Origin of the sequence: Parahaliea maris, assembly GCF_008064665.1 — a bacterium.
GTDB lineage: Bacteria > Pseudomonadota > Gammaproteobacteria > Pseudomonadales > Halieaceae > Parahaliea > Parahaliea maris.
The window spans coordinates 343,681-356,212 of record NZ_VRZA01000003.1; the positions used below are offsets into that span (position 1 = coordinate 343,681).

The 12,532-nt window shown below is 61.3% G+C and carries 14 protein-coding genes; 11 read left to right on the top strand and 3 right to left on the bottom strand.

What is annotated here, in order from left to right; genetic code table 11:
- Positions 1-107 precede the first annotated feature (107 nt).
- A complete protein-coding gene (locus tag FV139_RS09940; protein WP_148068281.1) occupies positions 108-761 on the bottom strand; it encodes a histidinol-phosphatase in 654 nt (217 codons plus the stop codon).
- A 151-nt stretch (positions 762-912) separates the two neighbouring features.
- Here FV139_RS09940 and FV139_RS09945 point away from each other — a divergent pair, with 151 nt between their 5' ends.
- Positions 913-1,413: an RNA pyrophosphohydrolase gene (locus FV139_RS09945; protein WP_148068282.1), complete on the top strand. Its 501-nt coding sequence runs from the start codon at positions 913-915 to the stop codon at positions 1,411-1,413.
- Between the two features lie 5 nt (positions 1,414-1,418).
- Positions 1,419-3,686 (top strand): phosphoenolpyruvate--protein phosphotransferase, encoded by a 2,268-nt coding sequence (ptsP, locus tag FV139_RS09950; RefSeq protein ID WP_148068283.1) that lies wholly within the window; start codon positions 1,419-1,421, stop codon positions 3,684-3,686.
- Here ptsP and FV139_RS09955 read toward each other — a convergent pair whose 3' ends face one another.
- On the bottom strand, positions 3,687-4,463 hold the full coding sequence (locus FV139_RS09955) for an NRDE family protein (protein ID WP_148068284.1): 777 nt from the start codon (positions 4,461-4,463) through the stop codon (positions 3,687-3,689).
- A 167-nt stretch (positions 4,464-4,630) separates the two neighbouring features.
- On the opposite strand from FV139_RS09955, the gene lgt reads away from it, so the two are divergent.
- From lgt to FV139_RS10000, 9 genes are all read left to right on the top strand, one after another.
- The gene (gene lgt / locus FV139_RS09960) at positions 4,631-5,443 is read left to right on the top strand and encodes a prolipoprotein diacylglyceryl transferase (protein ID WP_148068646.1); all 813 of its coding nucleotides are present in this window, start codon (positions 4,631-4,633) and stop codon (positions 5,441-5,443) included.
- A complete protein-coding gene (locus FV139_RS09965; protein ID WP_148068285.1) occupies positions 5,440-6,273 on the top strand; it encodes a thymidylate synthase in 834 nt (277 codons plus the stop codon). Before lgt ends, FV139_RS09965 begins: the two co-directional genes overlap by 4 nt.
- Complete coding sequence (locus FV139_RS09970) at positions 6,270-6,797, top strand: dihydrofolate reductase (protein ID WP_148068286.1); 528 nt, start codon at positions 6,270-6,272, stop codon at positions 6,795-6,797. Before FV139_RS09965 ends, FV139_RS09970 begins: the two co-directional genes overlap by 4 nt.
- A 243-nt stretch (positions 6,798-7,040) precedes the next feature.
- Positions 7,041-7,826 (top strand): DUF3450 domain-containing protein, encoded by a 786-nt coding sequence (locus FV139_RS09975; RefSeq protein WP_148068287.1) that lies wholly within the window; start codon positions 7,041-7,043, stop codon positions 7,824-7,826.
- Positions 7,826-9,220 (top strand): MotA/TolQ/ExbB proton channel family protein, encoded by a 1,395-nt coding sequence (locus FV139_RS09980; RefSeq protein WP_148068288.1) that lies wholly within the window; start codon positions 7,826-7,828, stop codon positions 9,218-9,220. Before FV139_RS09975 ends, FV139_RS09980 begins: the two co-directional genes overlap by 1 nt.
- A gap of 1 nt (position 9,221) precedes the next feature.
- The gene (locus FV139_RS09985; protein ID WP_148068289.1) at positions 9,222-9,749 is read left to right on the top strand and encodes a MotA/TolQ/ExbB proton channel family protein; all 528 of its coding nucleotides are present in this window, start codon (positions 9,222-9,224) and stop codon (positions 9,747-9,749) included.
- A 13-nt stretch (positions 9,750-9,762) separates the two neighbouring features.
- Positions 9,763-10,167 carry an ExbD/TolR family protein gene (locus FV139_RS09990; protein WP_148068290.1) on the top strand — a complete coding sequence of 135 codons (405 nt, stop codon included), beginning with the start codon at positions 9,763-9,765 and terminating at the stop codon, positions 10,165-10,167.
- A gap of 9 nt (positions 10,168-10,176) precedes the next feature.
- Positions 10,177-10,785, top strand: coding sequence for an energy transducer TonB (locus FV139_RS09995; protein ID WP_148068291.1), 609 nt, complete (start codon positions 10,177-10,179; stop codon positions 10,783-10,785).
- A 21-nt stretch (positions 10,786-10,806) separates the two neighbouring features.
- The gene (locus FV139_RS10000; protein ID WP_328592280.1) at positions 10,807-12,141 is read left to right on the top strand and encodes a tetratricopeptide repeat protein; all 1,335 of its coding nucleotides are present in this window, start codon (positions 10,807-10,809) and stop codon (positions 12,139-12,141) included.
- Positions 12,142-12,220: 79 nt separating this feature from the next.
- Here FV139_RS10000 and cspE read toward each other — a convergent pair whose 3' ends face one another.
- A complete protein-coding gene (cspE, locus tag FV139_RS10005; protein WP_148068293.1) occupies positions 12,221-12,427 on the bottom strand; it encodes a transcription antiterminator/RNA stability regulator CspE in 207 nt (68 codons plus the stop codon).
- Between the last annotated feature and the right edge of the window lie 105 nt (positions 12,428-12,532).

A 12,532-nucleotide genomic window follows, 5' to 3' on the forward strand; every position in this document is an offset into this window, starting at 1 on the left:
CGGCGTGTCCGAGAACCCGCTCCCGTCGTGCGCGACGCCACATAATTTGATCGAAGCGACAGCCCGGTTCGCTCACAAAGTCGATCGCTCGCAACCTAAGTGCTCGGTTAGCGAAGGGAGATAACCTCCCACCCCTCCGACTCCGCATAAGCCAACAACGTCTCATCAGGATCCACCGCCACCGGATTTTCCACCTGCTTCAGCAGCGGCAGGTCGTTGTGTGAATCCGAGTAGAACCAGGCGCCGTCCAGTGACTCGCCGTGCTCCGCCCGCCAGGCCTCCAGCCGGGTCACTTTGCCCGCACCGTACGAAGGTACGCCCGTTGGTTCGCCCGTGTAATAGCCGTCAACACGCTCAGCTTCACAGGCAAGCAGTTCATGGATACCCAGCGCGCTGGCAATCGGGCGGGTGATGAACTCATTGGTGGCCGTTATCACCAGCAGGCGGTGGCCCTGGCGGCGGTGATGCTCAATCAGCTCGCTCGCCGCGGGTAACATGATCGGCTCGATCACCGAGCGCATGAAGTCCGCGTGCCAGGCCTCCAGCTCCGCCGGTTCCCGGCCCGCCAGCGGCCCGAGGGCAAAGCGCAGGTAGGCCATGATATCCAGCTGGCCGCTCTGGTAGTCGCGGTAGAACTGCTCATTGCGCGCGGCGAACTCAGTGCTGTCCACCAGGCCGCGGTCGCAGAGGAAACAGCCCCAGAGGTGGTCGCTGTCGCCGGCGATGAGGGTATTATCGAGATCGAAGATGGCTAGGGTCACAGGGCTCTCCCGGTTTGCGGCGCAGGATAGCCGCGGGAAGCCGCGCTGTAAAACGCCTTGTGTAGCGCCTGAGTGCCGGGTGCGGCGTTTCTCAGGTGCTGTAAAGTGTGGAACAATAGCCGGCCCAAATAAAAAAGGTAGTGTAGGCAGGGTGATAGATTCGGAAGGCTTCCGGCCCAATGTGGGCATCATGCTCGCCAACCGCGAAGGTCGCCTGTTGTGGGCGCGCCGGGTGGGTGGCAAGGACGCCTGGCAGTTTCCCCAGGGTGGTATCAATCGGGGTGAGTCCGCCGAGGAGGCCCTGTACCGCGAGTTGTGGGAGGAGGTTGGCCTGCAGCGGGACGCGGTGGAAATTCTCGGGACTACCCGTGGCTGGCTGCGCTACCGCCTGCCCAAGCGTTTCATCCGCCGCGGCCAGCAACCGCTATGTATCGGACAGAAGCAGAAGTGGTTCCTGTTGCGCATGCTGGCGGACGACGACGCGGTTCGCCTCGACGCCAACGACAAGCCCGAGTTCGACCACTGGGAGTGGGTCAGTTACTGGTATCCCCTCGACCAGGTGGTAGCGTTCAAGCGCGAGGTGTATCGCCGCGCGCTCAAGGAAATGGCCCACGTGGTGGGGCATCGAATCCAACGGCCCGAGGGACTCTAGACACGATGCTCGAGACCCTTCGCCAGATCGTCCAGGAGGTCAACGCCGCCGAGGGTTTGAATGAAGCCCTGGACATTATTGTGCGCCGGGTACGGGATGCGATGGGCACGGAGGTGTGCAGTGTCTACATGCGGGACCCCGCCTCCGACCGTTACATCTTTCGCGCGACCGAGGGCCTGAACAAGGATGAGGTGGGTCATGCCAGCCTTGCTCCCGGTGAGGGCCTGGTGGGGCTGGTGGCTGCCCGGGAGGAGCCGGTCAACCTGGAAGACGCGGAAACGCACCCGAGTTTCCAGTTTCTGCAGGGTATCGGTGAAGAGGCCTTTCACGCCTTTCTCGGTGTGCCGATCATTCATCAGCGCGATGTCCTTGGCGTCCTGGTAGTACAGCAGGCCCAGCGCCGCCGCTTTGACGAGGACGATGAAGCTTTCCTGGTGACCATGTCGGCCCAGCTGGCGGGGGTGATTGCCCATGCCCAGGTCACCGGCGCGGTGCAGGAGGAGCTGCTCGACGCCGCGACGCCCGCCAAGATCAGTGGCATTGCCGGGGCGCCCGGTATCGCTATCGGGACCGTGGCGGTGGTCTCGCCGGGTGCCGACCTCTACGCCGTACCGCGGCGCATGGTGGAAAACCGCCGTGCCGAACTGCGCGCGTTCCGCGAGGCCCTGTCGGCCGTGCAGACCGATATTCGATCGGTATCGGAAAATCTGCGCGGCGAGATGAGCCCGGAAGATCACGCCCTGTTCGATGTCTACCTCGGCATCCTCGACGATTCCGCCATTGGCGGCGAGGTGGCCGCCATGATCAAGGCCGGACACTGGGCACAGGGTGCCCTGAGCCACGTGATGATCCAGCATATTCGCCACTTCGAGCGCATGGAGCACAGCTACCTGCGGGAGCGGGCGGTGGACGTCAAGGACCTCGGCACGCGGGTGCTGGCCTATTTGCAGGCACACGAAACCCGCAGTGAACAGAGTTACCCGGACCAGTGCGTGCTGGTCGGCGAGGAACTGACCGCGTCGGCCCTGGGCGAGATACCCCGGGACAAGCTGGTCGGCCTCATTTCCGTGCGCGGCTCTGGCAATTCCCACGTCGCCATCCTCGCCCGGGCCATGGGCATTCCCACGGTGATGGGGGCGGTCGACCTGCCCTACGCGCGGCTCCAGGACCGCGAGGTCATCGTCGACGGGTACCGGGGCGCGGTGCACCTCAATCCGCCGCCAGAGGTGCGCCAGCGCTTCCAGAACCTGGTGGACGAGGACCGGGCGATCACCAAGGACCTCGAGTCCCTGCGTGACCTGCCCTGCGAAACGCTCGACGGCCACCGCCTGCCACTTTGGGTCAATACCGGCCTGATGGTGGACGTCAGCCGTTCGCTGGAGCAGGGGGCGGAAGGGGTCGGCCTGTACCGCACCGAGGTGCCCTTCCTCCTGCGTGACCGTTTCCCCAGTGAGGAAGAGCAGCGCCAGATTTACCGCGAACAGCTGGAGGCCTTCGCCCCGCGGCCGGTGACCATGCGCACCCTGGATATCGGCGGTGACAAGGCCCTGCCCTATTTTCCCATTGAGGAGGACAATCCCTTCCTCGGTTGGCGCGGTATCCGGGTAACGCTGGATCACCCCGAAATCTTCCTGGCCCAGGTCAGGGCGATGCTCAAGGCCAACGAGGGGCTGGGCAACCTGCGCATCATGCTGCCCATGGTCAGTAACCTGGCGGAGCTGGAAGAGGGCCTCAGCCTGATCGGCCGCAGTCACCAGGAACTACAGCAGGAGGGCTTCAGGGGCAGTCTGCCGCCCATCGGGGTGATGGTGGAGGTGCCCTCGGCGGTCTACCAGGCCCGCGCCCTGGCGCGGCGGGTGGACTTTCTCTCGGTCGGCAGCAACGACCTCACCCAGTACCTGCTCGCGGTGGACCGCAACAATGCGCGGGTGGCGGAGCTCTACCACTCTTTCCACCCGGCAGTACTGCAGGCGCTGCAGGCGGTGGCGGAAGCGGGGCGGCTGGAGGGGCGGCCAGTGGGCATCTGCGGCGAATTGGCCGGCGACCCCATGGGGGCAGTGCTGATGCTCGCCATGGGCTACACCATGCTGTCGATGAATGCCACCAGCCTGCCGCGGGTGAAGCAGGCGCTGCGCAAACTGGCGTACACCGAGGCCTGCGACGTACTGGCCGAGGTAATGGGCATGGAAGACACCGACCTGGTGGTGGAGCGGCTGGAGCGCCTGATGCGCGAACACGGCCTGCACCAGGTGGGCCGCAGTTCGGTGAGCTGATCAGTCCGCGGGCGACTCCAGCCCGAACTCCTCCCGACGCACCTCCAGTTCACGGCCCCCGGCGTCGTAGCTGTGTTCCTGCCAGCTTACCCGGTCGTCTTCAGACCAGGTCAGTGTCGTGCTGGAGCGGGTACCGTACTCCGGTGTGCGGATGAACTGGGCGGACAACTGGCGATCCATGGCCTCCCGCAGCTCCAGGGGGTGAAGGTCCTCCGGCTCAGCGAGGCTCCGGTCCTGTACTGTGTCGAGCAATGCCTCGTGACTGATCTCTTGCTCGAGTACTTTTTCCAGGCGGGCTTTGCCGAGCAGCGCCTTGGGCCAGGGCGTGTCGAGGCTGGCGTTGCTCAGGCCGTAGATGCCGGGTTCCAGTGGGCGTCGGCCCCGGTCGCCGGCGTTGCTCCAGTACCACAGGCCGCTCCGGTCCCCGAACAGCAGGTTGAATCCGGCGTACTGGTCGGCGGCAGCCAGCCGCGATTCCAGCCAGGGGGCGGGCGCCTCACGGCCTTCCAGCCAGGCGATGGGCAGTTCGCCCCGGGAGCGCGGCGCCGCGGCGCTGCGCGATGGATCGCGAAAGTTGGTGATGGCAGCGAAGCGTCCCTGGCGGGTTATGCCCATCCAGGTGCCGCCGGCCTGCAGGTCCCGCCCCGCCAGCAGCTGAGGCAGCTCGGGCCAGAACTGTGTCGCCGCGGTGGGGCGCCGGTGGAATTCGTCCCGATTGGCGGCCATCAGCAGCGGGAATTCGGGATGGACGCGGTAAGCGAAGATGATCAGGCACATCCGGCCATGCTATGTATCCGGCGCATAAATAGCTATCCCCTTGGCCGGGTTGCCGCCCTGCCTGTGCGTTTGTGTATCGCCCCGCGCTGGCCGATAATGGCCGCCGTGTTTCCCGGGCAGCCCGCATTGATCTGCCCCTTGCATCCATCTGCCTGACTGCGAGCGCCATGCTGCCCTATCCCCAGATCGACCCCGTCGCCTTTGCAATCGGGCCTGCCAAGGTTCACTGGTATGGCCTCGCCTACCTCACAGGCCTCGCCTTCGCCTGGTGGTTGGCGGTGCGCCGCAGTGCACGGCCCGACAGTCCGGTGGCCCGGGAGCAGGTGGATGATCTGATTTTCTACGGCGCCCTGGGGGTCGTGCTGGGCGGGCGACTGGGCTACGCCCTGTTCTACGGTGGTGAGCAGCTGGCCGCGGACCCCAGCTGGCTGCTGCGGGTCTGGCAGGGCGGCATGTCCTTCCACGGTGGCTTCCTCGGGGTGCTGCTGGCGATGTTTCTCTATGCCCGTCGGCAGCGGATTCGGTTTGGCTCGCTGATGGATTTTGTGGCTCCGCTGGTGCCCGTGGGGCTTGGTCTCGGCCGCCTGGGCAACTTTATCGGCCAGGAGCTGTGGGGCAGGGCCAGTGATGTCCCCTGGGCCATGGTGTTTCCCCGCGACCCCCTGCAGTTGGCGCGCCACCCCTCCCAGCTGTACCAGTTCGCCCTGGAGGGCGTGGTCCTGTTCGTCATCATGATGATTTACTCGTCGAAGCCGCGCCCGGCCTGGGCGGTGTCCGGGGTCTTTTCGCTGGCCTATGGTTGCCTGCGCTTCTTTGTTGAATTTTTCCGCGAGCCCGATGCCCATCTCGGCTTCCAGGCTCTCGGCTGGGTCACCCGCGGGCAGATCCTCTGTCTGCCGATGATTGCCCTCGGGCTGTTCCTGCTGTGGTATGCCCACCGGCAGGGCACTGCCCCACACGCCAAGGACGCCCATTCATGAAACAGTATCTGGACCTGCTGCAGGACATACTCGACAACGGGCATCGCAAAGATGACCGCACCGGAACCGGTACCCTGTCGGTGTTCGGGCGCCAGTTTCGTCACAACCTGGCGGATGGCTTCCCCCTGCTCACCACCAAGAAACTGCACTTCAGGAGTATTGCCAACGAGCTGATCTGGTTCCTCAGTGGCGACACCAATACCCGCTGGCTGAAGGAGAACGGGGTCAGTATCTGGGATGAGTGGGCCACCGAGTCCGGCGACCTGGGGCCGCTCTACGGCGCCCAGTGGACGGCCTGGCCCACCCGTGACGGCGGTGCCATCAACCAGATTGACTACGTGGTGGACTGTCTGCGTAACAAGCCTGACAGCCGCCGCATCCTGTTCCACGGCTGGAACGTGGAATACCTGCCGGACGAATCCATGAGCCCCCAGGACAATGTCCGCGCAGGCCGCATGGCACTACCTCCCTGTCATCTGCTGTACCAGTTCTACGTGGCGGGCGGCAGGTTGTCGGCCCAGCTTTACATCCGCTCCTCGGATTCCTTCCTGGGCCTGCCCTACAACACTGCCAGCCTGGCGCTGCTGGTGCACATGCTGGCCCAGCAATGCGCGCTGGAGCCGGGGGAGATCATCATTACCACCGGTGACTCCCACATCTACAGCAATCATATCGACCAGGTTCGCGAGCAGTTGGGGCGGGAGCCTCACCCACTGCCGCGGCTGGAATTGATGCGACGTCCCGAGAGTATCTACGACTACCGCTTCGAAGACTTCGCCATCCACGATTACCAGCCCCATGCCCATATCGCGGCGCCGGTAGCCGTGTGAACCAGGTCGCTGTCGGGGTCATCGTGGCGGTGGCCAGCAACGGGGTACTGGGGCGTGACAACGAACTCCCCTGGCACCTGCCGAAAGACCTGGCCTATTTCAAGCGCACCACGCTTGGCAAGCCAATCGTGATGGGCCGCAAGACCTTCGAATCCATCGGCCGGCCCCTGCCCGGTCGTTTCAATATCGTGGTCAGCCGCAACCCCGACTTTGCCGCCGCAGGTACTGCGGTGGTCGACTCGCTGGAGGCTGGCCTGAGCCTGGCCCGCGAGCGCGCGGCCGAGGACGGCGTCGGTGAGGTGATGGTAATCGGTGGAGCCCAGCTCTACGCCGAGGCCCTGCCGCAGGCTGACCGCCTCTATGTTACCGAAGTGCACGCCGAGGTAGAGGGCGATGCCTGCCTGCCACCGGTAGACTGGTCGGCCTGGCGGGAACTGTCGCGAGACCACCATAATGCCTGTGACTCCAACCCTTTTGACTACAGTTTCGTGGTATTTGAGCGCGAACAGCCTACTAGTCGTTAGTTGGAGGTGCCATCTCTGGTGATAAGTGTTACTTTGGCTGCAGTGACAAATTATTTTTGTAACGTAACTACACAAAGTTGTCTGGCACCACAAGCGCTTTTCTGCTTTCGTTGAAAAAGGAGGGGTGTTGGGTTTAAATTCTGCACCTCGGTTTACCGACTCTCACTTTTCCACTATATAGAAGTACCGAGTCACCATTTCACTCAGCTCTGATTCACTCTGTTGGAAGGAAGCACAACTCCCATGACTATGCATCGATTCAAGAATGTATTGATCGCTGCCATGGTTTCTACAGGGGCCGTTCTCGGTTCTGTAGCAGCCGTGCAAGCCAATACACTGGACTCCATTCTCGAGGTGGGCGAAGCCAAGAACGATGCTGCGCGTAAGTCGCAGCAGAAGATCGACCGCCTCGCCGATGAAACTCGCGACCTGCTGAACGACTACAAAACGGTCAACAAGCAGATCGACGGCCTGAAGGTCTACAACGCCCGTCTGCAGAAGCAGATCGACAACCAGGTCGCCCGCATCGGTGATATCGATGAGTCTATCGCCCAGGTTACCGTCATTCAGCGCCAGATGACCCCGCTGGTCATCCGCATGATCGACGGCCTGGAAAAGTTCGTTGAGCTGGACGTGCCCTTCCACATGGAAGAGCGCAGCCAGCGCATTGCTTTCCTCCGCGCCAACCTCGACCGTTCCGATGTCAGCGTGGCTGAGAAATTCCGTCAGGTACTCGAGGCTTACAAAATCGAAGCCGAGTACGGCCGTAAACTCGACGCCTACAAAGGCAGTGTTGAGATCGACGGCGTAGAGCGTGACGTGAACTTCTTCCGCGTGGGCCGTATCGCCCTGCTCTACCAGACTACCGATACCGAAGTTTCCGGTGCCTGGGATCAGGCCAGCCGTTCCTGGGTTTCCCTGGACAGCGGCGAGTACCGCAACGCCATCATGAAAGGCCTGCGCATTGCCCGTAAAGAAGCATCGATCGACCTGATGAACCTGCCCGTTGAAGCGCCGGAGGCCCAGTAATGAAATTCAAGTTTGTAAAGGCCGCCGCCGTAGCATTGAGCGGAGCGCTGACCCTGTCCGCCGGCTCCGCCCTGGCGCAGGAAGCCCAGTCTCTGGACCAGTTGCTGGACTTCGTCAAGAAAGGCCAGGTAACCGAGGCCAAGGAAAACAGTGCCCGCGAGCAGCGTTTCGCCCAGGCCAAAGCCGAGCAGGCCAACATGCTCAAGCAGGCCGAGAACGAGCGCACCCGCCAGGAGCAGCTGTCCTCTGACCTGGAAGCCAAGTTCGAAGAAAACGAACTGCTGGTACAGGACAAGCAGCAGGTCCTGAAAGAGCGTCTCGGTACCCTCGCCGAGCTGTTCGGTCACCTGACTTCTACCGCTGGAGACCTGTCCTCCAACCTGAACAACTCGCTGACCAGCGCCCAGTACCCGAACCGTGAAGAGTTCCTGGACTCCCTGATCAAGAAGATGAGCGACAGCGACAAGCTGCCGAGCATCGAAGAGATCGAGCGCGTGTGGTACGAGCTGCAGCGTGAAATGATCGAATCCGGCAAGGTTGTCACCTTCAGCACCGAAGTGGCCAAGCCCAACGGTGACAAGGTCGAGCAGCAGGTTACCCGTATTGGTCTGTTCAACGTGGTTTCCGAAGAAGGTAAGTACCTGCAGTACGTACCGGCCAAGGGTTCTCTGGAAGAACTGTCCCGTCAGCCGGGTGGTCCTTACCAGGGTTGGGCCAAAGAGCTGGTGGCTTCCACCGGTGGCGAAGGCTTCCACAAGTTTGGTGTTGACCCGACCGGCCCGACTGGCGGCTCCTTCCTGGCGGCTCTGATTAACAGCCCCAACCTGGAAGAGCGCTGGCACCAGGGCGGCTATGTTGGCTACGCGATCACCGCGGTGGGTGTCTTCGGCTTCCTGCTGGCCATCTGGCGCCTGATTGTCCTGACCGGCGTGAGCGCGAAAGTTAGCAGCCAGCTCAAATCCGACAAGGCCAACACCAACAACCCGCTGGGCCGCGTACTGAAAGTACACGAAGAGAACCCCAGCATGGACACCGAAACCCTGGAGCTGAAGCTCGACGAGCAGATCCTCAAGGAAACTCCGAAACTGGAAAGTGGTCTTACCCTGTTGAAGATCATCTCCGCGGTAGCCCCGCTGATGGGTCTGCTGGGTACGGTGACCGGTATGATCATTACCTTCCAGGCCATCACCATCTTCGGTGCGGGCGATCCCAAGGCCATGGCTGGCGGTATTTCCGGCGCTCTGGTAACCACCGTACTGGGTCTGTTGGTTGCGATCCCGACCGTGCTGCTGCACACCATCGTGAATGGCCGCGCCCAGCGCATCATCCACGTGCTGAACGAGCAGAGCACCGGCATCATCGCGGAGCACACCGAGGGCAGCCGAGGTAACTGATATGGTCTGGTTCGATAGTGCTTACGAGGCCGTTGCCCGCTTCATGGATATGGGCGGCAACGTACTCTGGCTGATCGCCATCCTGCTATTCGTGATGTGGGCGCTGATTTTCGAACGAGTCTGGTACTTTAAAGCCGGGTGGAAGAAAGACGTGGCGAAAGCCATTTCCGCCTGGGAGGCGCGCCCGGAACGTAAGTCCTGGGCCGCTCACCGGATTCGCGAAAAGCTCATTTCCGAAGCGCAGATGCAAATCAACCAGTATCTGCCTGTTATCAAAACCATGGTGGCCCTGTGCCCCCTGCTCGGGTTGTTGGGAACAGTGACCGGGATGATCGAGGTATTCAACATTATGGCGGTTACCGGTGGTGGTGACGCCAAGTCCATGGCCGGCGGTGTATCGCGGGCCACTATCCCCACCATGGCGGGCATGGTTGCCGCCCTGTCGGGGGTATTTGCCAATACCTACGTCACCCGTGTTGCCCAGCGTGAAAACGCGTTCCTGGAAGACAACCTGACCACCGATCACTGAGAGAGCAAAGCCAATGCGCAGGAACAATCAAGCAGCTGCGGAAGACGAAGCCCAGATCGACTTGACGCCCATGCTGGACGTCGTGTTCATCATGTTGATCTTCTTCATCGTCACCGCTTCCTTCATCAAGGAAGCCGGTGTCGAGGTCAACCGCCCCGAGGCCTCCACGGCCCAGCCCAAGGAGAACGTGAACATCCTGGTGGCCATTACCGCTACCAATGAAATCTGGATGGATCAGCGTCGTATCGATGTCCGTGCCGTACGGGCGAACATCGAGCGTCTCCACGCCGAGAACCCCAAGGGCGCCGTCGTCATTCAGGCCGACAATGAATCCAACACCAAGACAGTGACCGGAGTTCTGGATGCCGCGCGTGAAGCCGGTGTGTATGACGTGTCTCTGGCCACAGAAGACAAGTAGTAATTCATTATGAGTCGAAATCTAGTCAGACTGATTTTTGGGGCGCTACTCGCAATCCCCGTCGCTGGCGGTCTCTTCTTCATTATGCAGTACCTGATCGCTTCCGCCGATCCGGAAATCGACGATACCAAGCAGCGCAAGCTGGCTGATATCCACATGCCCGAACGCGAGATCGAAACTCAGCGTACTGAGAAGAAGCCCGACAAGGTAGAGGATCCCGAGGAGCCGCCGCCGGATCTGGATACACCCGACATGGACATGGACATGGACACGGACGTGGTTAACACCGCCCCGGCCCAGGAAGTGGCCATCGAAATCAGCTCCAGCGGGATGGCGGCAACTGACGGTGAGTACCTGCCCATCGTGAAGGTCGCCCCGATTTACCCCCGTCGTGCGCAGACCCGCGGTATCACCGGTTACTGCATCGTGGAATACACGGTGACCAAGTCCGGTTCCATCCGCGACCCGCGCCCGGTGGACTGCCAGCCCTCAGGGGTTTTCGAACGCGCGTCGGTCAAGGCCGCCGAGAAGTTCAAGTACAAGCCCCGCGTGGTGGATGGCGAAGCTATCGAAGTGGCGGGTGTACAGAACAAGTTCACCTACGAGCTGGAACAGTAGAACGGTTGAAGCGTTATGAAAATGTCTAACCCCCAAACCTGGCTTCGGTCCGCTCTGTTGGCGGTACCCGTGGTCGCAGCCCAGGTCGCTGTTTCCCAATTGCAGGCCGATCTGGGGTTTGTGCCACTGGCTGCAGCCGTGGCCCAGGAAAAGCAGGCCGATACGCGTGAAACGCGTAAGACGCCCGCTCTGCGCAACAAGGTGTATGAGAAACTGGCCGAGGCCCAGACGGCCGCGGAAGCCCAGGATTTCAACACTGCCGCCAAAGTTCTCGACGAGATGCTGGCGGGCCGCCGTGATAACGAGCTGAACTCCTACGAGCTGGCCAACGTGTACAACCTGTACGCGTTCATCCACTACTCGCGGGAAGATTACGACAAGGCCCTGCAGGCCTACGAAAACGTGATCAAGCAGCCCGATATCCCGCTGGCCATGGAGATCAACACCCGTTACACCGTAGCTCAGCTGTACTTCGTGCAGGAGCAGTGGCAAAAGGGTATCACCGCCCTGAAGGCGTGGTTCGAGATGACGGATACCCCCAACGCCAACGCCTACGTGCTGCTGGCCCAGGGTTACTACCAGATCAAGGACTACGACCAGTCGCTGGCCAATGTGAACAAAGCGATCGACATGTACCGTGCCGATGGCAAGATTCCCAAAGAGCAGTGGCTGAACCTGGCTCGCTTCCTCTACTTCGACAAGAACGACGTCAACAATGCCGTCGCTGTTCTCGAAGAGCTGCTGACCCACTACCCGAAGAAGGACTACTGGGTTCAGCTGTCGCACATGTACGGCGAGCAGAAGAAAGAGTCTGTGCAACTTGCAGCGATGGAAACTGCTTACGTCCAGGATCTGCTTGCCAACGGTACCGAACAGGTCACCATGGCCTATCTCTACCTGAATGGTGAGGTGCCCTGGAAGGCGGCGAAGGTGATCGACAAAGGTCTCAAGAACGAGAGCATCGACCCGACCTCCAAGAACTATGAAATTCTTGGTAACGCCTTCCGTCAGGCTCAGGAAGTGGACAAGGCCATCCCCGCGATGGAGCAGGCCGCAGCCAAGTCAGACGACGGCGAGTTGTACGCACGTCTTGGGAATATCTACCTCGACGGTGAGCAGTACGACCAGGCCATCGACGCCATCAACAAGGGCCTGCAGCGCGGTGGTGTTAAACGCCCCGACAATGCTCGCCTGGTGCTGGGCATGGCCTACTTCGAGAAGAAGCAGTACGCCAAGGCGCGGGAGGCCTTCCAGGCCGCGGGCCGCGACAAGCGCTCCGAGAAGTTCGCGAGTCAATGGATCAAGTACATGGATTCCGAACTGGATCGTCAGAAGAAGCTTGCGGACGGTGGCTGATATCCAGCCATCCCGTTAGCTGAACGAAAAAAAGGAGCCGTGAGGCTCCTTTTTTTATGGGATCGTGGGTGCGATCCGCTTAGATAGCGACAACATTCTCAGCCTGGGGGCCTTTCTGTCCGTCAGTCACGTTGAACTCGACCTTTTGGCCGTCTGCCAGGGTTTTGAAACCATCCCCCTGGATGGCACTGAAGTGAACGAAAACGTCAGGGCCGTTCTCGCGCTCGATAAAGCCGAAGCCCTTGGTTTCGTTGAACCACTTTACGGTGCCGGTTTCTGTAGCCATATGTATTACCTGTATTACGTTGGCATTCCTGTGGATGCCGGGATTAGTCATTATTTATGATCAACGAACCGAGGAACTTTGGGAACTTCGACCGCATGCATAAAT

What these genes read in the sequence shown, in the direction of transcription:
- FV139_RS09955 (WP_148068284.1), bottom strand. Translation starts at nt 4,463, where the DNA reads ATGTGCCTGATCATCTTCGCTTACCGCGTCCATCCCGAATTCCCGCTG.
- FV139_RS09975 (WP_148068287.1), top strand. Translation starts at nt 7,041, where the DNA reads ATGACTATGCATCGATTCAAGAATGTATTGATCGCTGCCATGGTTTCT.
- FV139_RS09990 (WP_148068290.1), top strand. Translation starts at nt 9,763, where the DNA reads ATGCGCAGGAACAATCAAGCAGCTGCGGAAGACGAAGCCCAGATCGAC.
- FV139_RS09985 (WP_148068289.1), top strand. Translation starts at nt 9,222, where the DNA reads ATGGTCTGGTTCGATAGTGCTTACGAGGCCGTTGCCCGCTTCATGGAT.
- FV139_RS09980 (WP_148068288.1), top strand. Translation starts at nt 7,826, where the DNA reads ATGAAATTCAAGTTTGTAAAGGCCGCCGCCGTAGCATTGAGCGGAGCG.
- ptsP (WP_148068283.1), top strand. Translation starts at nt 1,419, where the DNA reads ATGCTCGAGACCCTTCGCCAGATCGTCCAGGAGGTCAACGCCGCCGAG.
- lgt (WP_148068646.1), top strand. Translation starts at nt 4,631, where the DNA reads ATGCTGCCCTATCCCCAGATCGACCCCGTCGCCTTTGCAATCGGGCCT.
- FV139_RS09995 (WP_148068291.1), top strand. Translation starts at nt 10,177, where the DNA reads ATGAGTCGAAATCTAGTCAGACTGATTTTTGGGGCGCTACTCGCAATC.
- FV139_RS09965 (WP_148068285.1), top strand. Translation starts at nt 5,440, where the DNA reads ATGAAACAGTATCTGGACCTGCTGCAGGACATACTCGACAACGGGCAT.
- FV139_RS10000 (WP_328592280.1), top strand. Translation starts at nt 10,807, where the DNA reads ATGTCTAACCCCCAAACCTGGCTTCGGTCCGCTCTGTTGGCGGTACCC.
- cspE (WP_148068293.1), bottom strand. Translation starts at nt 12,427, where the DNA reads ATGGCTACAGAAACCGGCACCGTAAAGTGGTTCAACGAAACCAAGGGC.